We start from the raw sequence: 25,064 nt of genomic DNA on the forward strand, positions 1-25,064 counted from the left end.
CATGACCGACACCGCACACATCTGCCGCCGACTGGTGGGCCGTACCGCAGTCATCACCGGCGCCGGCAGCGGCATCGGCCTGGCGACGGCCCGCCGTCTCGCCTCCGAGGGCGCCAACGTCGTCTGCGGCGACATCGACGAGGTCGCCGGCAAGGCGGCCGCCGACGAGGTCGGGGGCACCTTCGTCCAGGTCGACGTCACCGACGCCGAGCAGGTCGAGGCCTTGTTCAAGGCGGCGTTCGACACCTACGGCTCCGTCGACATCGCCTTCAACAACGCGGGGATCTCGCCGCCCGACGACGATTCGATCCTGAGCACCGGCCTGGAGGCGTGGAAGCGCGTCCAGGACGTCAACCTCACCTCCGTCTTCCTGTGCTGCAAGGCCGCCATCCCCTACATGCAGCGGCAGGGCCGCGGCTCCATCATCAACACGGCCTCGTTCGTGGCCATCATGGGAGCGGCGACCTCGCAGATCTCGTACACCGCGTCCAAGGGCGGCGTACTCGCCATGACCCGCGAACTCGGCGTGCAGTTCGCCCGCGAAGGCATCCGGGTCAACGCGCTCTGCCCGGGACCGGTCAACACCCCGCTGCTCCAGGAGCTGTTCGCCAAGGACCCCGAGCGGGCCGCGCGCCGTCTGGTGCACATCCCGGCGGGCCGCTTCGCGGAGGCGGACGAGATCGCCTCCGCGGTGGCGTTCCTCGCCAGCGACGACTCGTCGTTCATCAACGCGACGGACTTCCTGGTGGACGGCGGAATCGCCGGGGCGTACGTCACACCCGTGTAGAACGCCCGAACGGGCCGCCGGGGACAGCCCTTAGGCTGGCCGGATGAGCATGACGACCCCGGCCGGCTGGTACCCGGACCCGAGTGTCTCCGGCACCGAACGCTGGTGGGACGGGACCGCCTGGACCGCGCACACCCGCGCGGTCCAGGTGCCGGTCCCGGCCGCCGGGTTCGGTCCGCCGATGGCGCAGACCGGCGCTCCGCGCGGCGAACCGAAGGGCCGGCTCGTGGCGTTCGCCGTCGCCGGCGTCGTTCTGGTGGCCGCCGTCGCGACCGCGGCCGTCCTGCTCGCACCCGGCGACGACAGCGGTACCGACGCGGCGCCGAGTGCCACCGCGCCCGTCAGCACCTCCCCGGACCCGCAGGACACACCGTCCCCGACAGCATCCGCCGACGACGCCGACGTGCTGACCGACCAGCTCAACGGGATCTCGATACCGATCCCCGAGGGCTGGGAGAAGTCCGACAGCACCCTCGACGAGGGCACGACCATGCGCACGGAGCTGACGTACGAATGCCCGGCCGGCGGTTCGTCGCTCTGCCGGCACGGCCGGATCTCGTCCATCGCCTCCGGCGGGACCTCCGCCACCACACCCCGAGCCCTCGCCGAGCAGGACATCGTCACGGCGGCGGACAAGGCGTACGACGAAGACGTGCTCGGCAACCGGATCCACGGCGGTATCACCTCACACACCGTCCTCAAGTCCCAGTCCTTCGCCGTCGCCGGGCGTGCGGGACATCTGGTGCGCTGGCGGGTCGTCACCGGCAAGGGCGCCGGCGGGTACGTCCAGTCGCTCGTCTTCCCCTCGACCGTGGGCACCGAGGCCATGGTCATCGTCCGCTTCGCCTTCGACGCCGGTCCCGACGCGCCGAAGCTCGCCGACATGGACAGGATCGCGGCGAGCATCCGGGCGGACGGTGACACGGCGGGCGGAGGCGTCGGCAGCAGCATCGGACCGGGCAACTGACCCTGCCCGTCAGCGGATCCCGCGCGTACGGGGAGGGTCATCCGGCGGTCACAGGAAGGTGCGGCCCTCGCCCCGGTAGGTGGGCGCCGTCCCGGTGACCCGGTCCCCTTCGATCAGCTGGAGCGTGTCGAACCGCTCGCACATCTCGCCCGCCTTGGCATGCCGGAACCACACCTTGTCACCGATCAGCAGGTCGTCCGCGGGGGAGCCCAGCAACGGCGTCTGCACCTCGCCGGCCGCCTCCTGCGGGTCGTAGCGCAGCCCTTCGGGCAGATAGGGGACCGGCAGCCGGTCCGCCCCGGCGGCTCCGGAGGCGGGGTAACCGCCGCCGAGCACCGTGACCACACCCACTCCGGGCCGGCGCACCACGGGCTGGGCGAAGAGGGCGGCCGGACGGCCGGAGAAGGAGGTGTAGTTGTCGAACAGCCGCGGGACGTACAGCCCCGAGCCCGCCGCGATCTCGGTGACGGCGTCCTCGGCCGCGGTGTGCTGCACGCTGCCGGTACCGCCGCCGTTGACGAACTCCAGGTCCGGCGCCACCGCACGGACCGCCCGCACCACGGCAGCCCGCCGGACCGCCAGTTCCTTGCGGGCCGTCGCCTGCATGAGCCGAATCGCACGGGAACGCAACGGACGGCCGCCGATCGCGTCACCGACACCGGCGACATGACCCTCGTACGCCATCAGCCCCACCAGCCGGAAGCCCGGCCGGCGGGCGATCGAGCGGGCCAGCTCGGCCAGTTGCGCCGGCTCCCGCAGCGGCGAACGGCGAGCGCCCACCCGGATCCGGCCCCCGAGCAGGTGCAGCGCGGTGTCCAGCTCCAGACAGACCCGGATCTCTTCCCTGCCCCCGGCGCGGGACGCCTCGATCAGGTCGAGCTGCGCCGTGTCGTCGATCATCACGGTCACGGCGGCGGCGAGCTTCGGGTCGGCCGCGAGCTCGGCGTAGCCCGCGCGGTCCGCCGACGGATAGGCCAGCAGCACGTCGTCGAAGCCGGCCCTGGCCAGCCACAGCGACTCGTCCAGCGTGAACGACATGATCCCGGCGAAGCCGTCCCTCGCCAGCACCCGCTCCAGCAGCACCCGGCAGCGCACGGACTTGCTCGCGACGCGGACGGGCTTGCCCCCGGCTCTGCGCACCAGATCCTCGGCGTTGGCGTCGAAGGCGTCGAGATCGACGACGGCGAGCGGAGCGTCGAGATGGGCGGTGGCCCTGTCGTAGTGGGCCCGGTCAGCGGCGCGGGGAGTCATGGCCCGAGCTTGCCAGACCGGATTACCCGGGGGTAGGGGGACGTTTTGGGCAGATCCCCACGGAGGCGGGGTCTCGGTGCCGTGGGGGGTACCTCAACCCGTAGAGTGACGCACACGCGGTGACGAACGGGCCTGCCCCGAGAGGCGATCCGTTGGTGTACGTGGACATGGACCCGGGGGGCCGTATGAGTACGGAGGCGCAGCGTCCTCCCGGCCCCGAGGACCCGGACCACCGTACGGCGCCCCGCCACCAGGACGCCCCCCGTTCCGCACGAATCCCCCAGACGCAGCGCCCGTCCGGCCTTCGCGACCTGCTGCCCCCTGAGCGCACCCCCGGCACGCCGGCCCAGAATGGTCGCGTTCCGGACGGGGCGCAGAACGCGCCCGTTTCACCCGCCAGGGCGCCGGAACCGCGTCGTCCCGAGAGTGCTCCGCCCGCCCGGCACCCGTCCCGCGACGGCGACCCGCGCCAGGCCTCCGTGCCGCCGCGTGGCGACGCACAGTCCGGTACGTCCGCGGGGGCCCCTCGCCCCGCGTCCGGTGACCGGCATGCGGCTCCGCCGATGCCCGACGGCCCTCCCCGCGCCACGTACCGCCCCGAGAAGGCCCCGCACACGGCTCCGCGTGAGCCGCGTCCCGCGCGCCCGGGCTCCGAACACCCAGGTCGCCCGGGGGGCGACCGCCCGGCGGTTCCGCCGCAGACGGCGGCCCCGAACGCTCCATCGGTCGGCTCCCCGGAGGCACGCCGCCCCGAAGCTCCAGCGCCGGCGTCGCGTCCGGCCGACCGGCAGCCGGCCCGTCCCGACAGCGTGCCGCGTCCCGCGACGGGCGACGGGCGCGTTGCCCCCTCCGGCCCGGACGGCGTGCCCGCTCCCGCGCCTCGTGGTCCCGGGACCGCGGCTCGTGCGAACGGCGGGCAGATCGCGGCCCGTCGCCCGGCCGCGCCCCCGACTGCCACCGAACGCCACTCCGTACCGGCCCGTCCCGACGGGCAGCCCGGGCGGCCCCCGGCAGCACGACGGCCCGAGCCCTCGCACAGCCCGCGTCCCACGTCCGGCGACCGTCATCCCGTGACGCCCCGGCCCGACGTGCCGTCGAGCCGTCCGGGCGCGGACGCCGCAGCGGACACCGCCCGGCGCGGGCGGATCGGCCCATGGCCCCAGGGGCCTCGGCGCGAGACCGCGGAGCCGCTCGCCGCCCGGATCATGGAGCCGCCGGCCGCGCCGCCGCGACCCGACACACCGCCCGTCGAGACCACCACCCGACTGCGGCCCATCGCCGCGCCCCGCTCCGCGCCCGCGGGCGGTCCGCCACCCGAGGCGCCGCCCCGGCCCGCCGCTCCGCCGCGGCGGAGGCCGGTCGGATCCGTCGATCTCACCCCGCGACCGGACGCGACGCCGTCCGCCTACTCCTGGGTGCCGCCGGAGACGCCGAGCGAGATGACCACGCGGCTGCGTCCCGTACCCGCCCGCCGACCGCTGCGCACGATCGGCGCCATCGGCTGTGTCGTCCTCGGGCTCGGGCTCATCGGCGGTGCCGCCACCGGCAGCTGGCTGACCGGGGATTCGAGTGCCGACCCCGCGACGGACACCGCCTACGCCGAGGCCCGCACGCTCTGGCACAGCGCCCCCGTGGACGCCCTCTTCCCCCGGTCCCTCAACGGCGACGGCGCGGGCCCCGGCGGCGCCGACCGGGTGTGGACACGGATAGCGGTCGCGCCCGACAGCACCTGCGCGTCGGCGCTCGACCCCCTGCTCGTCACGACGCTGCGGCAGGTCGGCTGCGCCCGCGTCCTGCGCGCGACGTACACCGACGCGACGGCCAGCAACGTCACCACCGTCGGGCTGGTCTTCACCGACGGCGACCCGGAGACCGTCGCCGCGCTGAAGTCACGCTTCGCGAAGGAAAGACTGTCCGAGCGGCGCGACCTCATGCCCCGGGCCTTCCCGGCCGAGGGCACCGTCGCCGCCGGGTTCGGCGACCCGCAGCGCGCCAGCTGGACCGTGAACGTCCTCAGCGAGGCGCCCGTGATCGTCTACGCCGTCTCCGGATTCGCCGACGGCCGCACCGTCGGCGACCCCCAGCCCGCCGCCGCTGCCAAGGCGAACGGGGCGACCACCGCGCCCGCCCAGGCCGGTCTCGGCCACGAGGCCACCGGCCTCGCGGACGGTATCGGCGGCGCCCTTCGCCGGACACTCAGCACGGCCACGGAGGCGCCGGAATGACCAGAACCCGCCGCGGCCACCGCGTCGCCGCCCTGTGTGCGGCGGTCGCCTTCACACTCGTGCCGGCCGCTCCCGCGCACGCCGACGGCATCCGGACCCAGCAGTGGGGACTGGAGGCCATGAACACCGACGAGGCCTGGCGCACCACCAAGGGCGACGGCATCACGGTCGCCGTGCTCGACACCGGCGTCGACGACGAGCACCCCGACCTCGCGGGCTCCGTCCTGCCGGGCAAGGACTTCATCGGCTTCGGCGCGGGCCGCGGCGACCGCGCCTGGGCACGCCACGGGACGGCGATGGCCGGCATCGTCGCGGCCCACGGCCACGGTCCGGGCCAGGAGGACGGGGTCATGGGCATCGCGCCCGAGGCGAAGATCCTTCCCGTACGCGTCATCCTCGAAGGCACCGACGACGCCCGCGAGAAGGCCCGCAAGTCCCGCGGGACCGCGCTCGCCCAGGGCATCCGCTGGGCCGCCGACCAGGGTGCCGACGTGATCAACATGTCGCTCGGTGACGACAGCGAGTCGGCGCACGCGGAGGCGGGCGAGGACGCCGCCGTCCAGTACGCCCTGGCCAAGGGCTCCGTGATCGTCGCGTCGGCCGGCAACGGCGGTGAGAAGGGCGACCACATCTCGTACCCGGCCGCCTATCCCGGCGTGATCGCCGTGACCGCCGTCGACCGTTTCGGCACGCACGCCGCCTTCTCCACCCGCCGCTGGTACGCCACCGTCAGCGCGCCCGGCGTCGACATCGTCATCCCGGACCCGGACCGGAAGTACTACCAGGGCTGGGGCACCAGCGCGGCCGCCGCGTTCGTCTCGGGTGCCGTCGCCCTCGTACGGTCGGCGTACCCCGGCCTGACGCCCGCCCAGATAAAGAAGCTCCTGGCCGACACCGCGCGCAACGGCCCCAAGGGCGGCCGTGACGACGCGCGGGGCCACGGCATGGTCGACCCGGCGGCCGCGATCAAGGCGGCGGCGAAGCTGCGCCCCGCGGATCCGAAAGCGGCGAAGGCGGGCTACGACAAGCAGTACTTCGGGGGCGGCCCCGATCCAGCGAGGGACAGCGCGGAACCGTCGGGCTGGCTCGCGCCGGTGGCCGGCGGGGCCGGGGCACTGGTGCTCGCGGGTGCCGTCGTCCTGTGGCGCGGCGGCCGCACCACACGCGGCTGACGGTCCTCCGTCACGGCGGCCCCGGCCCGTCCCACGGCGCCGACACCCGCCCGTCCGCCGGGGCCGCCGTCACAGCACGCCGACCGCCGCCCGCGCCGCCGCCTCCACCGCCGCGATGCCGGACTCCTTGGTCGCGTGCCCCTCGGAGAGGACCGCGACCAGCAGGACCCGGCCCCCCACCGACACCCGTCCGACACTGTTGACGTCCCAGAGCCCGGTCGCGGTCCGCGGCATCCAGCCGTTCTTCAGCGCCCAGCCGGTGCCCGCCGCCGACACCCCCCAGTCCTGGTCCGCCGCGACGTCCGCCATCAGCCCCTGGGCATACGAGCGCGACGCCTCGCTCAGCACCGAGTCCGCGGTGAACACCGCCCGCAGCAGCGCCAGTTGGTCCCGCGCCGTGGTCCGCGTCAGCCCCCAGGCGTCGCCGGCGGCCGTCTCGGTCAGGCCGAGCCGCGCATGGGCCGCGTCGAGCCCTGCCGCCCTCCCACCGCCGTGAAGAGCGCCGTCGCGGCGTCGTTGTCACTGAGCCGGATCATGGCGGCCGCCCGGGCCCGCTCCTCGGCGGTCAGCGACCGCCCGTCGTCCTGGGCCCGGAGCAGCAGAGCCGCCAGGACACCGACCTTGACGATGCTGGCGGTGTCGTAGGCCGCGCCCCCGTAGACCGCCGTGTCCCCGCTCACGGTGTCCAGCACCGCGACCGACAGCGAGGCGCCACCCCGTCCGTCGACCGGCTCCAGCGCCCTGGCCAGGGCCGCATCGAGATCCACCGCAGCCTCCGCCGTCGGAACCGTCCCCTGCGGGGACGCAGCGGGCGAGGGCGACGATACGGCGGCGGACGGCACCGCGTCCGGCGTGCGGCCGAGGGAGTGGGCGCCCGCGGCGACGCATCCGCCCAGCACCGCCGCCACCGTCACCGCGGCGAGGACGACGGGTCGGCGGGTGCGCGCGGCATGGCGGGGAGACATGAGCCGGAAGCTATGCACCGCACCTGGCAGACAGCTGTGCCCCGCCTACGGGTCCGGTGAGAAAGCGCCCGCGGCACCGGGGTTAGGCTCGGTGCGTGGAGCTCAAGAACATCCCCGACCCCGGTTTCTCCGACGACGACGGAACCGCCGATCCGGCCTTGGAGGCGGCGCTCGCCGCGTGGGCCGAGGACCGGACCGCCGAGGGTCCGGTGCTGGAGGCGCTCAGGGGCGCACGGCTCCTCGTCCCCGTCGTCGCCGTCCTCGGCGAGGTCGAGGAGGACGAGAACGGGCTGCGCCGTGAGAAGACCAGCGACATGGCTGTGCCGACGCTGACGGCGGGGGAGCGCCGCGCACTGCCCGCCTTCACCTCGATCGGCTCGCTGGCGCGCTGGGACCCCACCGCCAGGCCCGTCGCCGTTCCGCTGCACCAGGCTCTCCAGGCGGCCGCCCACGAGAAGGCCGACACCGTGGTGCTCGACCTCGCCGGCCCGGTGCCGTACCAGCTGAGCGGCCGTGCGCTGCTGGCGCTGGCCGAGGGGCGCACCAGCGCGGACCCGCTCGACGATCCCGCCGTCACCGGCGCGGTCCGCGAGGTGGTCGCGGCCGAGTCCGCAGTGCTCCGCGCCCATCTGGGCCCCGGCAGCGCCGACGGCACCCTGGCCCTGGTCCTCACCGGGGACGCGGCGCCCGCGGAGGCCGCGCGCAGGGTCGCACAGGCGCTCGCCGCCCACGACGTACTGAGGGCCCGCCTGGTGCGGGGCCTCGACCTGGCACTGCTGCCGGCCGCGGCCACGCCACCCGGCGAGCCCCTGTTCGTACGCGTCGGGTCTCCGGCCGGTCAGCCGTAGACGGGACCGGTGTACTTCTCGCCCGGGCCCTGACCGGGCTCGTCGGGAACCAGCGAGGCTTCGCGGAACGCCAGCTGGAGCGACTTGAGCCCGTCCCGCAGCGGCGCCGCGTGGAAGGAGCTGATCTCGGTGGTGCTCGCGTCGAGCAGACCGGCCAGCGCGTGCACCAGCTTGCGCGCCTCGTCCAGGTCCTTGTGGTCGGCGTCGTCCTCCGTCAGGCCCAGCTTGACGGCGGCGGCGCTCATCAGGTTCACCGCGACCGTGACGATGACCTCGACGGCGGGGACCTCGGCGATGTCGCGGGTCATGGCGTCGAAGTCGGGGGACTCGGAAGGGGTGGTCGCGTCACTCATGTGGCACACGATATGCCCACCCCTCGCCCGCCCTTCCCCCTGCCCGGGGCCCGGTGGTCCCGGGCATCTCGCGCGAGACGCGTTCCCGGCCACCGGTTAGCTCCTTCCGGCCAGAGCTGCTAACCTTGTGTGACGACCGGCCGGACACCTGAGTGCCCGGCCCACAAGTGGAGGCTCCGATCTCCCACCTGGCTGTCCCTCGGGACGGCGGGTCACCGGTCAGGCGGCGCCCATCGTTCCGTACGGACGATGGAGTCGCCCGATGTACGCCCCGCGGTCGACGCGGCGGTGTTCCGGTATTCGAGGAGCTCCCGCCTGTGTCCCGTCCGGGGCATTTTTGACGTTCCGGTGCGGTTGGTCTCACTGAAACAGACGTTACGCGGCTGTCTGCCAGGCAGTCGTGTGGTGCTACCGAGGAGGATCCATCAGCGCCGAGCCCCGCATCAACGACCGGATTCGCGTTCCCGAAGTGCGACTTGTCGGTCCCAGCGGCGAGCAGGTCGGGATTGTTCCGCTTGCCAAGGCCCTTGAACTTGCGCAGGAGTACGACCTCGACCTGGTCGAGGTCGCGGCGACCGCCCGTCCGCCCGTGTGCAAGCTCATGGACTACGGAAAGTTCAAGTACGAGTCGGCCATGAAGGCCCGTGAGGCGCGCAAGAACCAGGCGCACACGGTCATCAAGGAGATGAAGCTCCGGCCGAAGATCGACCCGCACGACTACGACACCAAGAAGGGTCACGTCGTCCGGTTCCTCAAGCAGGGGGACAAGGTCAAGATCACGATCATGTTCCGTGGTCGTGAGCAGTCCCGACCCGAGCTTGGTTTCCGCCTGCTCCAGCGTCTCGCTTCCGATGTCGAGGACCTCGGATTCATCGAGTCGAACCCGAAGCAGGACGGCCGGAACATGATCATGGTTCTCGGCCCGCACAAGAAGAAGACCGAGGCCATGGCCGAGGCGCGTGAGGCCCAGGCCGCACGCAAGGCCGGCAGTGCCAAGGCTCCGGCCGACGCACCTGCCGACGCCGAGGCCGAGGCCGAGGCCGAGAGCCCCACCGAGACGCCCTCCGAGGCGTGACCCGCAGGGGTGCCACCCAGGCGCCCCGGGTTCGCTCGGACCAGCAACCACGACTGACGCTCCCGCACGCCGGTGTCCGCACCGGGGGAGCGCCACTGATGAGGAGAGAACGGCGCGATGCCGAAGAACAAGACGCACAGCGGTGCCAAGAAGCGCTTCAAGATCACCGGCTCCGGCAAGGTGCTCCGTGAGCGCGCCGGCAAGCGCCACCTGCTCGAGCACAAGCCGTCCACGCTGACGCGTCGCCTCTCCGGCAACGCGGAGATGGCTCCGGCCGACGCCAAGAAGATCAAGAAGCTTCTCGGCAAGTGACGTCCTCCGTCCCCGGGTGACCGGGGACGGGACGCCGAGACCGGGACCTCATTCGTTTCCGGGCTGGATGAGTCGAACTGTGAATCCCAGCCCCGCTACAAGGAGTTAAACAAGTGGCACGCGTCAAGCGGGCAGTCAACGCCCACAAGAAGCGCCGGGCGATCCTCGAGGCGGCCTCCGGCTACCGCGGTCAGCGGTCGCGTCTGTACCGCAAGGCCAAGGAGCAGGTCACCCACTCCCTGGTCTACAACTACAACGACCGCAAGAAGCGCAAGGGCGACTTCCGTCAGCTGTGGATCCAGCGCATCAACGCCGCTGCCCGCCAGAACGGCATGACGTACAACCGCCTCATCCAGGGTCTGAAGGCCGCCAACATCGAGGTGGACCGGAAGATCCTCGCCGAGCTCGCGGTCAATGACGCCAACGCGTTCGCCGCGCTCGTCGAGGTCGCCCAGAAGGCGCTCCCGAGCGACGTCAACGCCCCGAAGGCTGCCGCCTGACCGGCGCGTCGTACCGGATGTGACCGGACCCGCAGGCCCTGTGGCCTGCGGGTCCGCGTGCGTCCGGACCGCCGTCCGTACCGCCCTCCCGCGCACCCGAAGGTGAGTTAATGGCAGCCGCCCCCGAGTTGATCTCCCCGCGCTCCACGCGCGTCGCCGCCGCCCGGCGGCTGGCGAAGCGGAACTTCCGCGGCAAGGAGCGGCTGTTCCTCGCCGAGGGACCGCAGGCCGTACGCGAGGCGGCCGCGCACCGCACGGGCGGGGAGCCCACCCTCGTCGAGCTGTTCACCACCCTCGACGCGGCGGAGCGGTACGCCGAGATCATCGGCGCGGCACGCGACGCCGGAGCCCGGGTGCACCTCGCCGACGAGTCGGTGATCGCCGACATCTCGACCACCGTCACCCCGCAGGGGCTGGTCGGTGTCTGCCGCTTCCTCGACTCGCCGTTCGAGGCCGTCCTCGCCGCACGGCCCCGCCTCGTCGCCGTCCTCGCCCATGTGCGCGACCCCGGGAACGCCGGCACCGTCCTGCGCTGCGCGGACGCCGCGGGCGCCGACGCCGTCGTCCTGACCGACGCCTCCGTCGATCTCTACAACCCCAAGGCCGTCCGCGCGTCCGTCGGATCGCACTTCCATCTCCCCGTGGCGACCGGCGTCCCCGTCGAGCGGGCCGTCCAGGGGCTCAGGGACGCGGGCGTTCGGGTTCTCGCGGCGGACGGCGCCGGCGAGGACGACCTGGACCACGAACTCGACGCCGGCACCATGGGCGGACCCACCGCCTGGATCTTCGGCAACGAGGCCTGGGGGCTGCCCGAGGAGACCCGCGCGCTCGCCGACGCGGTCGTCCGGGTGCCCATCCACGGAAAGGCCGAGAGCCTGAACCTGGCGACCGCCGCGGCCGTATGTCTCTATGCCTCGGCGCGTGCCCAGCGCGCGGGCAGTACCGGCTGACCGGCGGTACTCGCTCAGGGGGTCCGCTCCGTCACCTTCAGCTAGTAGGGTGTCGGGCTCGGGGACCCACTGCGCCGGCGGAGAGGTGGGGTACGGGGTATGGCTGTCGGGACGAGCGGGCCCGCGGAGACGCACGGGGCTCTGCGGGGTCCTTCCGACGGACCCGGGTGGGTCGGCATCGACCCCGACGATCTCGCCGACGGACTGGTCGTGGCCGACGAGACGGGCCGGGTGATCTGCTTCAACGACGCCGCCGTCAGGATCACCGCCGTGGCCCGGCGGGACGCCCTCGGGCACCCCCTGGAGCGGGCGCTGCCACTGGAGGACCTCAAGGGCCGCCGCTGGTGGACCCTGACCGATCCGTACGGCGGACTCGCCACCCGGGTCGGCCAGCCCGAGCGCAACCTCCTGCTGCCGGGCGGCCGTGAGGTGCTCGTCTCCGCCCGGTACGTCCGCGAGCGCCCCACCGGGCCGATACGCCGGCTCGTCGTCAGCCTGCGCGGCACCGAGGCCCGCCGCCGCACCGAACGCAGCCACGCCGAGCTGATCGCCACCGTCGCCCACGAGCTGCGCTCCCCGCTCACCTCCGTCAAAGGCTTCACGGCGACCCTGCTGGCCAAGTGGGAACGCTTCACCGACGACCAGAAGCGGCTGATGCTGGAGACCGTCGACGCCGACGCCAACCGGGTCACCCGCCTCATCGCCGAACTGCTCGACATCTCCCGTATCGACTCCGGACGTCTCGAAGTGCGCCGTCAGCCCGTCGACATGTCCGCGGCCGTCGGACGGCACGTCCAGGCCCACATAGCCAGCGGCCAGAGCGCCGACCGCTTCCTGCTGCGCATCCGCCACGATCTTCCCGATCTGTGGGCGGACCCCGACAAGATCGACCAGGTGCTCGGCAACCTGCTCGAAAACGCGGTGCGCCACGGCGCCGGAACCGTCACCATCGAGGTGGCGCCGGCATCGGCGAAGAACGACGAGAAGGGAACGGCCGTCACCGTGAGCGACGAGGGCCCCGGCATCCCCGAGGAGTCGATGGGCCGTGTCTTCACCCGCTTCTGGCGGGGGAGCAAGCGCGGCGGGACGGGTCTGGGCCTCTACATCGTCAAGGGCATCGTCGAGGCGCACGGCGGCACGATCACGGTGGGCCGCGGTCCCGGCGGCGGTGCCGAGTTCCGATTTATCCTGCCCGTCGGCGCCCCTGCCTATCTGGCGTAGGCGCCCACGGGCTTCGCAGCGTCCAAGCGACCTTTAGACTCGGCTTTTGGCACCTTTGCGTCCTCATTCGTCGAGCAAGGCCGCGCCATCAGCCAATCGGAAGCACGGGAAGAGATGTCGGCACCGAACAAGTCGTACGACCCTGTCGAGGTCGAGGCACTGAAACCGGAAGAGATCGAGCGCATGCGGGACGAGGCGCTCGCCGCCTTCGCGGCCGCCGGTGACCTCGACGCGCTCGCCCACGCGAAGGTCGCGCACACCGGCGGCACCTCGCCGCTCGCGCTCGCCAACCGTGAGATCGGCGCCCTGCCCCCGCAGGCGAAGGCCGAGGCGGGCAAGCGGGTCGGCCAGGCACGCGGCGCCGTGAACAAGGCGCTCGCCGCCCGTCAGGGCGAGCTGGAGGCCGAGCGCGACACCCGCGTGCTGGTCGAGGAGGCGGTGGATGTCACGCTGCCGTACGACCGGATCCCGGCAGGTGCCCGCCACCCGCTCACCACGCTCATGGAGCGCGTCGCGGACGTCTTCGTCTCCATGGGGTACGAGGTCGCCGAGGGCCCCGAGGCCGAGGCGGAGTGGTTCAACTTCGACGCCCTGAACTTCACGCCGGACCACCCGGCGCGGCAGATGCAGGACACCTTCTTCGTCCAGGGGCCCGCGGGCACCGAAGGCGACGAGTCCGGCGTCGTGCTGCGGACGCACACCTCCCCGGTCCAGGCCCGCTCGCTGCTCCACCGGGAGCCGCCGGTCTACGTGGTCTGCCCCGGCCGTGTGTTCCGCACCGACGAGCTGGACGCCACCCACACCCCCGTCTTCCACCAGATCGAGCTGCTGGCCGTCGACGAGGGTCTGACCATGGCCGACCTCAAGGGCACCCTGGACCACATGGTCCAGGCGCTCTTCGGTGCGGACATGAAGACCCGGCTGCGCCCGAACTACTTCCCCTTCACCGAGCCGTCCGCCGAGATGGACATGCTCTGCTACGTGTGCCGGGGCGAGTCCGTCGGCAACCCCGACCGGCCGTGCCGCACCTGTTCCAGCGAGGGCTGGATCGAGCTCGGCGGCTGCGGAATGGTCAACCCGAAGGTGCTCGTCGCCTGCGGCGTGGACCCGGAGAAGTACAGCGGATTCGCCTTCGGGTTCGGCATCGAACGGATGCTGATGTTCCGCCACAACGTCGAAGACATGCGAGACATGGTCGAGGGTGACGTCCGGTTCACCCGGCCGTTCGGGATGGAGATCTGATGCGGGTCCCGCTTTCATGGCTGCGGGAGTACGTCGACCTGCCGGCGACGGAGACCGGCCGTGACGTACAGACCAGGCTTGTCGCCGCCGGCCTCGAGGTCGAGACCGTCGAGCAGCTGGGCGCCGGGCTCAAGGGCCCGCTGGTGGTCGGCCGCGTCCTGACCATCGAGGAACTGAGCGAGTTCAAGAAGCCGATCCGCTACTGCACGGTCGACGTCGGCCAGGCCAACGGCACCGGCGAGCCGCAGGAGATCATCTGCGGCGCCCGTAACTTCGCCGTCGGCGACAAGGTCGTCGTGGCCCTGCCCGGCGCCGTGCTGCCCGGCGACTTCCAGATCGCCGAGCGCAAGACGTACGGCCGGATGTCCCGCGGCATGATCTGCTCCAGCAGCGAGCTGGACATGGGCGACGACGGCACCAAGGGCATCATCGTGCTGCCGCCCGAGTACGAGGTCGGCATCGACGCCACCGAGCTGCTCGAGCTGTTCGACGAGGTCCTCGACATCGCCGTCACGCCCGACCGCGGCTACGCCCTGTCCCTGCGCGGCGTCGCCCGTGAGACCGCCACCGCGTACGGCCTTCCGCTGCGCGACCCGGCACTCCTGGACGTCCCCGGGCCGAACGCCTACGGCTACCCGGTCAACGTCTCCGACCCCGTCGGCTGCGACCGCTTCACGGCGCGCACCGTCGTCGGGCTCGACCCCGAGGCACGGTCGCCGATCTGGCTCCAGCGCCGCCTCCAGAAGGCGGGCATGCGCCCGATCTCGCTCGCCGTCGACATCACCAACTACGTGATGCTGGAGCTCGGTCAGCCGTTGCACGCGTACGACCGCACCCGTCTCGACGGGCCGATCGGCGTGCGCCGGGCCGAAGCCGGCGAGAAGCTCACCACCCTCGACGGGGTGAAGCGCGTCCTCGACGCGGGCGACCTCGTCATCACGGACAGCCGCGGACCCATCGGTCTCGCGGGCGTGATGGGCGGGGCCAACACCGAGATCGCGGACGCGGAGACCCACCCGGAGACGGGCCTGGTCAACGGCACGACCGAGGTCGTCATCGAGGCCGCGCACTTCGACCCGATCTCCATCGCCCGTACCGCCCGCAGGCACAAGCTGGCGTCCGAGGCGTCCCGGCGCTTCGAGCGCGGGGTCGACCCGGAGGCCGGCGCGGCCGCCGCACAGCGCACCGTCGACCTACTGGTGCTGCTCGCCGGAGGTACCGCCGAGGCCGGGGTCACCCACGTCGTCGCGCCGTCCGCGCCGCGTACGGTCACCATGCGCGCCGACCACCCCGACAAGGTGGCGGGCGTCGACTACGGCCGCGAAACCGTCGTCCGGCGCCTCCAGGAGGTCGGCTGTGACGTCTACGGCCAGGACGAGCTCGTCGTCACCGTCCCCTCGTGGCGGCCCGACCTCGCCGCGCCCAACGACCTCGCCGAAGAGGTCATCCGGCTGGAGGGGTACGAGAACCTGCCCTCCACGCTGCCCAAGCCGCCGCCGGGACGCGGGCTCACCGAGAGCCAGCGGCTGCACCGCCGAATCGGCCGTGCGCTGGCCGGCGCCGGCTATGTCGAAGCGCTGAACTACCCGTTCATCGGGGAGCAGGTCCTCGACCAGCTCGGTCTCGCGGCGGACGACCCGAAGCGCCGCCTGGTCAAGCTCGTCAACCCGCTCTCCGACGAGGAGCCCGCGCTGCGCTCGACGCTGCTGCCCGGGCTGCTCGGAGCGCTGCGCCGCAACGACGGCCGCGGCAGCCACGACCTCGCGCTCTTCGAGACCGGTCTGGTCTTCCAGGCCGGTCGGACGCCCGGCGTCGCGCTGCGGCTGCCGGTGGACCGCAGGCCCACCGACGAGGAGATCGCCGAGCTGGACGCCGTGCTGCCCGCACAGCCCCGGCACGCGGCGGTCGTGCTCGCGGGCGCCCGCGAGCAGGCCGGCTGGTGGGGCAAGGGCCGTCCGGCCGAATGGGCGGACGCGGTCGAGGCCGCCCGGTCCATCGCCGCCGAGGCCAGGACCGAACTGACCGTGCGCCAGGGGCAGTACGGCCCGTGGCACCCGGGCCGCTGCGCCGAGCTGGTCGTGGTGGTGGACGGCGAGGAGCGCATCGCGGGCCACGCCGGCGAGCTGCACCCGCGTGTCCTCAAGGCACTCGGACTGCCCGCCCGCACCTGTGCCATGGAGCTCGACCTGGATCTGGTCGAGCAGGCGTCCGCGGGCACGGTACCGGCTCCCCGGATCGCCACCTTCCCGGTCGCGACCCAGGACGTCGCCCTGGTCGTGGACGGGCAGGTCCCGGCCGCCGACGTGGAGAAGGCGCTGAACGACGGCGCGGGCGAACTGCTGGAGTCCATCCGGCTGTTCGACGTCTTCACCGGCGAGCAGATCGGTGCGGGCAAGAAGTCGCTGGCGTACGCGCTGAAGTTCCGTGCGCCCGACCGGACGCTGACGGTCGAGGAGGCCTCGGCCGCGCGCGACGCGGCGGTGGCGCTGGCGGCGGAGCGCACGGGAGCGGTCCTGCGCGGAGCCTGACGCGGCGTCCGGGGCCCGCCCCGGACGCGAGCGGCACGACAGCGGCGGGGAACCGCCGGAGAAACGCCAACACCGGCGAGGCTGGGGAACCTGCCTCGCCGGTGTTGTCACGGGTACGGCGTGCAGGCGCCGTACCCGGGCCGGGATCCTCCAATCGCTCGCCCTCTGCAACCAGTGCAGCGAAAGGCAACCAAGGGATTGCCGTGCGGCCGGCGCCGCCCGCCCTGCCGCGGAGTGTCGGGCAGATCAGCAGGGCGGACGACGCGAACGGGACCGCCGCACTGTTTGAGGGGGAGCCGGCGGTCCGGCCGCCTCCATGAGAGGCATTTCAGTCAACCGGCCTGAACCGTACGGCGGCAGAGCGCGCGTGGCACAGATCGGGGCACTCCGTTCACACCCCGTGCGAATCGTCCTCTACTAGGCTGGGCGCACCGAGCCAACGGAGTGGCCTCATGCAGCCCAACACCCTGCTCGACGCCCTGCTCGACGAGGCGGGCATCTCCCACGCGGGCCTCGCCGCACATGTGAACCAGGCCGGCCGTGCCCGGGGTCTCTCGCTCCGGTACGAACACACGGCCGTGGCACGGTGGTTGAAGGGACAGCGCCCGCGCGGCCAGGTACCCGACCTGATCTGCGAGGTGCTCGCCGGCCGGTTGCACCGAGCCATCACGCTCGGCGACATCGGTCTCGGTGTCGGCGGGGGCACGGTCATGCCCCCGGGCTCGCCGCTGTCCGGCTTCGTGGAGCGGGCCACCGCGCTGTGGCGCTGCGACGAACAGCAGCGGCGGCACATCATCGAGGCACCCGCGGTCACCGGCACGCCCGCCGTGATGCCGGTGTGGGAGTGGGAGAACCCGCCCGAGGACGCGGACGTGTCCCGCTCCGGGCAGACGCGCGTGAGCATGGCCGACATCACGATGCTGCGCGCCGCTCGCGCGCACTACGAGCTGATGTACCGCAGGGCGGGCGGCATCGCGACCCGCGCCCGCGTCGTCGGATTCCTCAACGCCGAGACCGCGCCGCTGCTGCGCGGCGGCTACAGCGACGCTCTCGGCCGCCAGTTGCACCGCGCGACGGGCGGCCTGGTGGCGGTCGCCGGTATCTGCGCCTACGACTCGGACGCCCACGGTCTCGCGCAGCGCTACTTCCACCAGGCCCTGCGCCTGGCAAAGGCCAGTGGGGACAGGGGACTTGGCGCATACGTGATAGCGCTGCTGGTCAACCAGTCGCTGTTCATGGCCGAGCACCGGCAGGCGGTGGCGTTCGCGGAGGCGGCGCTGCGGTCCGCCGGTGACCGGATCACCCCTGCCCTGGCCGCTGATCTGTACGCGATGCAGGCCAAGGCGTACGCCCACCTCGGCGACGGAAGCAGTGCCCTTCGCTGCATACGGCGTGCCGAACTGGAGGCCGGGCGCATTCAACCGGGGCACGAACCCGACGAGACCGGCTATGTGCAGCCCGGGCTGGTCAACGTCCAGGTGGCGGAGGCCCTGCTCAGCCTCGGCGACCTCCAGGCGGCCCGCGAGCACGCCACGGCCGCCGTCGACACCCCCGCGCACGACCGCGGCCGGGTGCACCGGCTCGCCATGCTCTGTCAGATCGAGCTCCGCCAGGGCGAGGTCGATCGCGCGGCCCGTACGGCGGTGGAGATGGCGGAGCGGGCGCGGGGCATGGAGTCGCAGCGGCTGCGGGACCGGTTGCGCGCGGTGCGTGAGCATCTCGTCCTGAGCGATTGCGCCAACGCCGACGAGGCGGCCGAACTCATCGACGGGGCACTGCGCGTTCCCCTCTGACCGAGCTCCTGCTGCGATATTGCCATCTACTTGTCGGAAGGTGGCAGAAAAGTGCAGTGGACGAACTTAAGCGAGCGAACTGTGTATGAGAACCGTTGGTTCAGGGTCAACCTGGCCGACGTCGTTCTCCCCGACGGCCGGCATCTCGATCACTTCCTGATACGGCTGCGGCCGGTCGCCGTGGCGACGGCCGTCAACGCGGCCAACGAGGTGCTGATGCTCTGGCGGCACCGCTTCATCACCGACACCTGGGGCTGGGAGCTCGCCGCGGGGGTCGTCGAGGACGGCGAGGACGTCGAGGACGCGGCGGCCCGCGAGATGGAGGAGGAGACCGGGTGGCGTCCCGGACCCCTCCAGCACCTGATGACCGTGGAGCCGTCGAACGGCCTCACCGACGCCCGGCACCATCTCTACTGGGCCGAGGACGCGACGTACACCGGTCACCCCGAGGACGACTTCGAGTCCTCGCGGCGCGAGTGGGTCCCGCTGAAGCTCGTGCCCGACATGATCGCCCGCGGTGAGGTCCCGGCCGCCAACATGGCGGCCGGGCTGCTGATGCTCCACCATCTGCGGCTGGGCTGAACGTTCCGTAACCGCAGTCGCCCACGACGGGCCCCGACCGGCCCCGACGGGCCCGGGGAGAACTCGGGGGGCCGGCGTCTGCCGACCCCCGCTCCCGGCATGCCCGGGGCCCTGTCGGGTGGATCAGGCCCGAGGGTCTGTCGTTCGGGTCAGGCCGGGTCGGCCCGGCAAGATCCGAACGAGAGGCCCTAGGGGGCCAGCGCCTGCCAGACGGCCACCGCCAGCGCCCCGAGCGCCGTCAGTGCGGCCACGGCCGGCAACGGCCACCTGGCATGTTCCAACGCCCCGACGCGCGCGGCCAGATCGGTCAGCTCCCGGTCGATCTGGTCGTTGCGCTGCGCGAGCAGCGCCAGATGCCCGTCGATCCGGGCGAGGCCGACATCGAGGCTGCGGCGCAGTTCGGCGAACTCCTCGACGACCACTAAGTGATCTGGGTCGGTTGTCACGGATCGGCTCCTCTGCAGAAAGGTGTACGGCGAACCCTTGGCTGAGCGGAACCGAGTCAACTCTCCGTGGTCACAGGGCGGGAGCGTGTGCGCACGGCATATGCGAGTACGCCTCTCACACTCCGTGTGAATCAGGAGTACGGGTAGAAGCCGGAGCCCGTCTTACGGCCGAGGCGCCCCGCGTCCACCATGCGCTGCAGCAGCGGCGGCGCCGCGTAGAGGGGCTCCTTGAACTCCGCGTACATCGAGTCGGCGACGGACGCGACGGTGTCCAGGCCGATGAGGTCGGAGAGCTTCAACGGGCCCATCGGATGGGCGCAGCCCAGCTCCATGCCGTTGTCGATGTCCTCGCGGCTGGCGATGCCCGACTCGAACATCCGGATGGCGGACAGCAGATAGGGGATGAGCAGCGCGTTCACCACGAAGCCCGAGCGGTCCTGGGCGCGGATGGCGTGCTTGTCGAGCACCTGCTGGACCACGGCCTCGGAGCGCTTGATCGTCTCCTCGGAGGTGGTGAGCGCGGGGATCAGCTCGACCAGCTTCTGGACCGGCGCCGGGTTGAAGAAGTGGATGCCGATGACCTGGTCGGGCCGCGAGGTGGCGACGGCCAGCTTGACCAGCGGAATCGAGGAGGTGTTGGAGGCGAGGATCGCGTCCTGGCGGGTCACCACCTGGTCGAGGATCTGGAAGATCTCGGTCTTGACCTGCTCGTTCTCCACGACGGCCTCGATGACGAGATCGCGGTCGGCGAACTCCCCGAGGTCGGTGGTGAAGCTCAGCCGCTCCAGCGTGGCGTCCCGCTCCTCCTCACTGATCTTGCCGCGTTCGGCGGCCTTCGACAGCGAGTTGTACAGCCGGGTACGACCGATCTCCAGGGCCTCGCCCGTGGTCTCGGCGACCTTCACCTCGAGCCCACTGCGGGCGCACACCTCCGCGATGCCTGCGCCCATCTGGCCACAGCCCACCACTCCGACGCGTGCAATGTCGGCCATTGAGTCCGTCACCTCGTGCCTTTCGCTGAATCAGTGCGGCGGAGCCTCCGCATGGTTCCGGTGCCCGCCTCGACGCCCCGACGTTACTCCGGATGCGGAGGTGCGTGACCGTCAGGGGCGGGCATGCTGTGCGGAAACGACCACCGGCAACGACGACACCGAGGGCGACAAATGGGGCGTATCGGTAGAAGAGGTTTCGTGACGACGGCCGTGAGCGTGCTCGCCGCGATGGCGACGGCGGGTGACGCGGCAGCCTTTCCCCCGCGGCCGGGACGCCCGCGGCCTCTCGCCGAGCGGGAGTTCCGCGGCACGTGGCTGGCGACCGTCACCAACCGTGACTGGCCCTCGCGTCCGGGCCTCACGGCGGTCCAGCAGCGTGACGAACTTCTCGCCCATCTCGACACCGCGGTCGCCCGCAGGCTCAACACCGTCGTCTTCCAGGTCCGGCCGAGCGCGGACGCCCTGTGGCCGTCGCCGTACGAACCCTGGTCGGTCTACCTCACCGGTGTCCAGGGCAAGGACCCCGGCTGGGACCCGCTCGGCACCGCCGTGCGCGAGGCCCACGCCCGCGGGCTCCAGCTGCACGCCTGGTTTAACCCCTACCGTGTCGCGGTCCACGCCGATCCCTCGCGGCTGGTCGCCGGCCACCCGGCCCGCGTCCACCCGGACTGGGTCCTGCCCTACGGCGGGAAGCTGTACTACAACCCCGGCATCCCCGAGGTCCGCGCCTTCGTCCAGGACGCGATGACCGACGCCGTGCAGCGCTACGCGGTCGACGCCGTCCACTTCGACGACTACTTCTATCCGTATCCGGTCGCCGACCAGGTCTTCGACGACGACGCGACCTACGCCCGGTACGGGGCGGGCTTCCCGAACAAGGCAGCATGGCGGCGCGACAACGTCGACCGGCTCGTCAGGGAGATGTCAGCGCGGATCAAGGAGACGCGGCCGGGGGTCGGCTTCGGCATCAGCCCCTTCGCGGTGTGGCGTAACAACGCCACCGACCCGCTGGGTTCGGACACCCGGGCGGGAGTGCAGACCTATGACGATCTCCACGCCGACACCCGCCGCTGGGTGAAGGAGGGCTGGATCGACTACATCTCCCCGCAGGTCTACTGGAACATCGGGTTCGCAGCCGCCGACTACGCGAAGCTGCTGCCCTGGTGGAACGACGTCGTCCAGGGCACCGGTGTCGACCTCGTGATCGGGGAGGCCCTCTACAAGGCGGGCGACCCGGCCCAGCCCGCGCCGTGGCAGGACCCCGCCGAGCTCTCGCGCCACCTCACGCTGGCGAAGACGTACAACGGGGTCCGCGGCCACTGCTTCTTCTCGGCCAAGGAAGTCAGGACTGATCGGATCGGGGCGATGGCCAGGGTCGTGGCCGACCACTATCCGACCAGGGTGCTGCCGCCGCGCTGAGCGGCGGCCGGTCAGGGGTGCTGTTCGGGCGGCGGCCGGTCAGTGGTGCTCATCCGGCCGTACGACGGTGTCGGGGCCGGGGGACATGAGCGCCTCGTGACCGTCGTCGTAACGGACGCGGTAGGGGGGTGTGCCCTTCTGTCCCAGCACCTCGACGACCTCGGCGGTCCGGTCGTGCTGTCCCACGGTCCTGCCGTGCACGAGCAGCTTGTCGCCTACGTTGGCATGCATCGTGGTGATCTCCTCGCAGGGGTGGTCTCTGGTTCGAGTTTACGGCCGCGTCCCGGAGTTGCACCCTCAGCTGGGGGTCCGTCTCAGCTGCGGGCCCGCTGGGTCACGGCGATGCAGACGAGGACGGCGACCGCGGCCACGGGGGCGGCGGGGGAGATCTCCTCACCCAGCAGGCCCACCGACCAGACGAGGGTGAGCAGCGGCTGCGCCAGCTGGATCTGGCTCGCCCTGGCGATACCGATCGAGGCCATGCCCCGGTACCAGACGTACAGGCCGAAGAACGTCGAACCGGCGGCGACCCACAGCAGACCGATCACCCCGTGGGCCGTCAGCCGCACCGGCTCGTGGGCGAGCGCGACGGCCGAGCCCGCCAGCGCCAGGGGCAGGCAGAGCACCAGGGCCCAGCCGATCACCTGCCAGCCGGGCATCTGCCGGGCGAGCCTGCCGCCCTCCGTGTATCCGGCGGCACAGACCAGGAGTGCGCCGAACAGATACAGATCGCCGGTGTGCAGCGCTCCGCCGCTCTGCTGCACGGTGAACGCGATCACCACGGCCGCCCCGGCCAGAGCTGCCAGCCAGAAAGTGCGGGAGGGGCGGCGCCCGGTGCGAACGGCGGCGAAGGCGGCGGTCGTGAGCGGCAGCAGACCCACCACGACGGCCGCATGGGAGGAGGTGGAGGTCTGGAGGGCCAGCGTGGTCAGCAAGGGGAATCCCACCACCACACCCCCTGCGACGACGGCCAGCGGGCCCCAGTGGCGGCGCTCGGGAAGCGGTACGCGCAGCGCGAGCAGAAAGGCTCCCGCGATCAGTGCGGCGAGCACACCGCGCACCCCGACGAGCGACCAGGGGCCGAACGACTCGAGGCCCCAGACCGTGGACGGAAAGGTGAGGGAGAAGGCGACGACGCCCAGCGCGGCGAGGAGGGTTCCGTTACCGACCGCTATCGGCACCGTGCGAGTAGCGCTATCCTGTGCTGTCATGCAAGAGAGTAGCAGTGTGGCGGATCTGGCGAACGTCCTGAAGCGAGAGCTCGACCGCTACTCACCTGGCGGGAAGCTGCCGTCGAGCCGGGCGCTCGTCGAGCGCTTCCGGGTCTCCCCGGTCACCGTCTCCCGCGCCCTCGCTCAGCTCGCGGCCGAGGGGCTGGTCGTCACCCGCCCCGGCGCGGGCGCCTTCCGGACAGAGCCGCGCACACACGCACCCGCCCCCGGGGACACGTCCTGGCAGGAAGTCGCCCTCAGCGCCGACGCCGCGGCCGAGCTCGTCCCCCGCACCGTCGACGCCTCAGGGGTCCTCGCCACCCTCGCCGCACCACCGCCGGGGGTTGTCGAGTTCAACGGGGGCTATCTGCATCCGTCGCTCCAGCCCGAGCGGGCGATGGCCGCCGCGCTGGCCCGCGCGGGACGCCGGCCGGGCGCCTGGAGCCGGCCGCCCACCGACGGTCTGCCCGAGCTGCGCGAATGGTTCGCCCGTGGTCTCGGCGGCAGCATCGGGGCCGCGGACGTCCTGATCACCGCCGGCGGGCAGTCCGCGCTGACCACCGCGCTGCGGGCCCTCGCGCCGCCCGGAGCGCCCGTCCTCGTCGAGTCGCCCACCTATCCGGGCATGCTGGCCATCGCGCGCGCCGCCGGGCTGCGGCCGGTTCCCGTGCCCGTGGACGCCCAGGGCGTGCGGCCGGACCTGCTCGCCGCCGCGTTCCGGGCCACCGGCGCCCGGCTCTTCATCTGCCAGCCGCTCTTCCAGAACCCGACCGGTGCCGTGCTGTCCGCCGAGCGCCGCCCCGAAGTCCTGCGCGTCGCGCGCGAGGCCGGAGCCTTCGTCGTCGAGGACGACTTCGCCCGCCGCATGGCACACGACGACGCCGGTCCGCTGCCGAGCCCGCTCGCCGCCGACGACCACGACGGTGTCGTCGTCCACGTCAGCTCACTGACCAAGGTGACCTCGGCCAGTCTGCGCGTGGGCATGCTGGCGGCGCGCGGCCCCGTGTCGGAACGCCTGCGTGCCATTCACGTCGTCGACACCTTCTTCGTGCCCCGCCCGCTCCAGGAGGCGGCCCTCGAACTGGTCGGAGCGCCCGCCTGGAATCGTCATCTGCGCACGGTAGCCGCCGAGTTGACCGCTCGCCGCGACGCGATGGCGGTGGCCCTGCGGGCCGGTCTGCCCGAATTGTCCCTGCCGCACATCCCCGCCGGCGGCTACCACCTCTGGCTGCGGCTTCCGGACGGCGCGGACGAGTCCGCGCTGCTCTCCGCGGCCCTGCGCGCGGGTGTCGCGCTCGCCCCCGGCCGCCCCTACTTCTGTGCCGAACCCCCGGCCGGGCACCTCCGGTTGAGCTTCGCGGGGGTGGCCGGAACGTCGGAGATCGCCGAGGGAGTACGCCGCCTGCGCACCGCCTGCGACGAGCTGACCTGACCTTTTCTCATGCTGTGGGTGAAGGCTTGGGGTCGGCGGGCGGCTGTCCAATTCCCCCCTTGACCTGCGCGGCTTTCCCGCTCACCATCTCGCCATGAGTGTTCGGATCACGCTGGTGGCTGCCGCCCGCAGTTCCGCCCTGCTCGCCGAGCGCTTCGACGACGACCGGCCGCTCGACGAAGCCGGCTGGCACGAGGTGCAGCTCGCCGCGCATGCCCTGGTGCAGCTCAACGCCTCCGAGCTGCGGTACTGCTCCCCGACGGTCCGCAGCCGTGCGACGGCGCAGGCGCTCGGCTTCGCGCCCATGGCACAGCCCGCCCTGCGCGACTGCGACATGGGCCGCTGGCGCGGATACACCCTCGCGGAGGTGACCGCCGTGGAACCGGGCGCCGTGGACGCCTGGCTCGGCGATCCACGCTCCGCGCCGCACGGCGGCGAGTCGCTGCTCGCCTTCATCTCGCGGATAGGAGGCTGGCTGGACACCCGCCCGGCCGAGGACGGCGGCACGATCGTCGCCGTCGCCGAACCGTCGGTGGTCCGGGCAGCCCTGGTGTACGCCCTCCAGGCACCGCCGATGTCGTACTGGAACGTCGAGGTGCGCTCGCTGTCGACGGTCACCCTGGCGGGCGCCGCGGGCCGCTGGAGCCTGCGCCTCCAGACGGCGGCCTGAGCCCCAGCCCCGGGGGCGGATCGGCGACCTGCCGAAGCGCGGGACAAGCCGCAGGACGGGTCGCCCGGAACCACACTCAAGACCAGGCCGCCCAGGCACGGGTCGCCGAGACCCAAGTGGCCC

Annotated in this window: 25 protein-coding genes; 17 read left to right on the top strand and 8 right to left on the bottom strand. The window is 72.4% G+C overall.

Going from position 1 to position 25,064, the window contains the following annotated elements; all coding sequences use genetic code 11:
- The first annotated feature begins 1 nt into the window (after position 1).
- Positions 2–787, top strand: a complete 786-nt coding sequence (locus tag ABTX78_RS17280; RefSeq protein WP_352207619.1) for a 3-oxoacyl-ACP reductase — start codon at positions 2–4, stop codon at positions 785–787.
- Between the two features lie 43 nt (positions 788–830).
- Complete coding sequence (locus ABTX78_RS17285) at positions 831–1,754, top strand: DUF2510 domain-containing protein (protein ID WP_352207620.1); 924 nt, start codon at positions 831–833, stop codon at positions 1,752–1,754.
- 48 nt (positions 1,755–1,802) lie between these two features.
- On the opposite strand, the gene ABTX78_RS17290 is transcribed toward ABTX78_RS17285, so the two are convergent.
- Positions 1,803–3,005, bottom strand: a complete 1,203-nt coding sequence (locus ABTX78_RS17290; protein WP_352207621.1) for an amino acid deaminase/aldolase — start codon at positions 3,003–3,005, stop codon at positions 1,803–1,805.
- Between the two features lie 1,439 nt (positions 3,006–4,444).
- Between ABTX78_RS17290 and ABTX78_RS17295 the strand changes: the two genes are divergently transcribed.
- Positions 4,445–5,230 (top strand): hypothetical protein, encoded by a 786-nt coding sequence (locus ABTX78_RS17295; protein WP_352207697.1) that lies wholly within the window; start codon positions 4,445–4,447, stop codon positions 5,228–5,230.
- Positions 5,227–6,402 carry a type VII secretion-associated serine protease mycosin gene (mycP, locus tag ABTX78_RS17300; protein WP_352207622.1) on the top strand — a complete coding sequence of 392 codons (1,176 nt, stop codon included), beginning with the start codon at positions 5,227–5,229 and terminating at the stop codon, positions 6,400–6,402. Before ABTX78_RS17295 ends, mycP begins: the two co-directional genes overlap by 4 nt.
- 69 nt (positions 6,403–6,471) lie before the next feature.
- On the opposite strand, the gene ABTX78_RS17305 is transcribed toward mycP, so the two are convergent.
- On the bottom strand, positions 6,472–6,768 hold the full coding sequence (locus tag ABTX78_RS17305; RefSeq protein WP_352207623.1) for a hypothetical protein: 297 nt from the start codon (positions 6,766–6,768) through the stop codon (positions 6,472–6,474).
- Positions 6,769–6,842: 74 nt separating this feature from the next.
- A complete protein-coding gene (locus ABTX78_RS17310) occupies positions 6,843–7,367 on the bottom strand; it encodes a serine hydrolase (protein ID WP_352207624.1) in 525 nt (174 codons plus the stop codon).
- A gap of 95 nt (positions 7,368–7,462) precedes the next feature.
- Here ABTX78_RS17310 and ABTX78_RS17315 point away from each other — a divergent pair, with 95 nt between their 5' ends.
- On the top strand, positions 7,463–8,215 hold the full coding sequence (locus tag ABTX78_RS17315) for an SseB family protein (RefSeq protein WP_352207625.1): 753 nt from the start codon (positions 7,463–7,465) through the stop codon (positions 8,213–8,215).
- Here ABTX78_RS17315 and ABTX78_RS17320 read toward each other — a convergent pair.
- Complete coding sequence (locus ABTX78_RS17320; RefSeq protein WP_313947357.1) at positions 8,206–8,568, bottom strand: DUF1844 domain-containing protein; 363 nt, start codon at positions 8,566–8,568, stop codon at positions 8,206–8,208. The two genes, ABTX78_RS17315 and ABTX78_RS17320, sit on opposite strands and share 10 nt — an antisense overlap.
- A gap of 400 nt (positions 8,569–8,968) precedes the next feature.
- Between ABTX78_RS17320 and infC the strand changes: the two genes are divergently transcribed.
- The 9 genes from infC to ABTX78_RS17365 all read left to right on the top strand — a co-directional run bounded on the left by infC (position 8,969) and on the right by ABTX78_RS17365 (position 18,771).
- The gene (gene infC / locus ABTX78_RS17325) at positions 8,969–9,643 is read left to right on the top strand and encodes a translation initiation factor IF-3 (protein ID WP_352207626.1); all 675 of its coding nucleotides are present in this window, start codon (positions 8,969–8,971) and stop codon (positions 9,641–9,643) included.
- A 117-nt stretch (positions 9,644–9,760) separates the two neighbouring features.
- Positions 9,761–9,955 (top strand): 50S ribosomal protein L35, encoded by a 195-nt coding sequence (gene rpmI, locus ABTX78_RS17330; RefSeq protein ID WP_313947359.1) that lies wholly within the window; start codon positions 9,761–9,763, stop codon positions 9,953–9,955.
- Positions 9,956–10,068: 113 nt separating this feature from the next.
- Positions 10,069–10,455 carry a 50S ribosomal protein L20 gene (gene rplT / locus ABTX78_RS17335; RefSeq protein ID WP_114037952.1) on the top strand — a complete coding sequence of 129 codons (387 nt, stop codon included), beginning with the start codon at positions 10,069–10,071 and terminating at the stop codon, positions 10,453–10,455.
- A gap of 110 nt (positions 10,456–10,565) precedes the next feature.
- Positions 10,566–11,405, top strand: a complete 840-nt coding sequence (locus ABTX78_RS17340) for a TrmH family RNA methyltransferase (RefSeq protein WP_352207627.1) — start codon at positions 10,566–10,568, stop codon at positions 11,403–11,405.
- A gap of 99 nt (positions 11,406–11,504) precedes the next feature.
- Positions 11,505–12,626, top strand: a complete 1,122-nt coding sequence (locus ABTX78_RS17345) for a sensor histidine kinase (RefSeq protein ID WP_352207628.1) — start codon at positions 11,505–11,507, stop codon at positions 12,624–12,626.
- A 114-nt stretch (positions 12,627–12,740) separates the two neighbouring features.
- On the top strand, positions 12,741–13,868 hold the full coding sequence (gene pheS, locus ABTX78_RS17350; protein WP_352207629.1) for a phenylalanine--tRNA ligase subunit alpha: 1,128 nt from the start codon (positions 12,741–12,743) through the stop codon (positions 13,866–13,868).
- The gene (pheT, locus tag ABTX78_RS17355; protein ID WP_352207630.1) at positions 13,868–16,396 is read left to right on the top strand and encodes a phenylalanine--tRNA ligase subunit beta; all 2,529 of its coding nucleotides are present in this window, start codon (positions 13,868–13,870) and stop codon (positions 16,394–16,396) included. The genes pheS and pheT overlap by 1 nt, the downstream gene beginning before the upstream one ends.
- 452 nt (positions 16,397–16,848) lie before the next feature.
- Positions 16,849–18,189 (top strand): NsdA family TPR-like regulatory protein, encoded by a 1,341-nt coding sequence (locus ABTX78_RS17360; RefSeq protein WP_352207631.1) that lies wholly within the window; start codon positions 16,849–16,851, stop codon positions 18,187–18,189.
- A gap of 51 nt (positions 18,190–18,240) precedes the next feature.
- Positions 18,241–18,771, top strand: coding sequence for an NUDIX hydrolase (locus tag ABTX78_RS17365; protein WP_352207632.1), 531 nt, complete (start codon positions 18,241–18,243; stop codon positions 18,769–18,771).
- A gap of 188 nt (positions 18,772–18,959) precedes the next feature.
- Here ABTX78_RS17365 and ABTX78_RS17370 read toward each other — a convergent pair whose 3' ends face one another.
- Positions 18,960–19,217: a hypothetical protein gene (locus ABTX78_RS17370; RefSeq protein WP_352207633.1), complete on the bottom strand. Its 258-nt coding sequence runs from the start codon at positions 19,215–19,217 to the stop codon at positions 18,960–18,962.
- Positions 19,218–19,348: 131 nt separating this feature from the next.
- On the bottom strand, positions 19,349–20,209 hold the full coding sequence (locus tag ABTX78_RS17375) for a 3-hydroxybutyryl-CoA dehydrogenase (protein WP_313947367.1): 861 nt from the start codon (positions 20,207–20,209) through the stop codon (positions 19,349–19,351).
- A gap of 171 nt (positions 20,210–20,380) precedes the next feature.
- Here ABTX78_RS17375 and ABTX78_RS17380 point away from each other — a divergent pair, with 171 nt between their 5' ends.
- Positions 20,381–21,628: a glycoside hydrolase family 10-like protein gene (locus ABTX78_RS17380; protein WP_352207634.1), complete on the top strand. Its 1,248-nt coding sequence runs from the start codon at positions 20,381–20,383 to the stop codon at positions 21,626–21,628.
- A 39-nt stretch (positions 21,629–21,667) separates the two neighbouring features.
- Here ABTX78_RS17380 and ABTX78_RS17385 read toward each other — a convergent pair whose 3' ends face one another.
- Positions 21,668–21,859 (bottom strand): DUF1918 domain-containing protein, encoded by a 192-nt coding sequence (locus tag ABTX78_RS17385; protein ID WP_352207635.1) that lies wholly within the window; start codon positions 21,857–21,859, stop codon positions 21,668–21,670.
- Between the two features lie 83 nt (positions 21,860–21,942).
- A complete protein-coding gene (locus ABTX78_RS17390) occupies positions 21,943–22,839 on the bottom strand; it encodes a DMT family transporter (RefSeq protein WP_352207636.1) in 897 nt (298 codons plus the stop codon).
- Here ABTX78_RS17390 and ABTX78_RS17395 point away from each other — a divergent pair.
- Entirely contained in the window at positions 22,838–24,271 is a 1,434-nt protein-coding gene (locus tag ABTX78_RS17395) for an aminotransferase-like domain-containing protein (RefSeq protein ID WP_352207637.1), read from the top strand. The two genes, ABTX78_RS17390 and ABTX78_RS17395, sit on opposite strands and share 2 nt — an antisense overlap.
- A 94-nt stretch (positions 24,272–24,365) precedes the next feature.
- Positions 24,366–24,941: a histidine phosphatase family protein gene (locus tag ABTX78_RS17400; protein ID WP_352207638.1), complete on the top strand. Its 576-nt coding sequence runs from the start codon at positions 24,366–24,368 to the stop codon at positions 24,939–24,941.
- The last annotated feature ends 123 nt before the right edge of the window (positions 24,942–25,064 follow it).

Origin of the sequence: Streptomyces sp. NPDC096193, assembly GCF_040302905.1 — a bacterium.
Classification (GTDB): domain Bacteria; phylum Actinomycetota; class Actinomycetes; order Streptomycetales; family Streptomycetaceae; genus Streptomyces.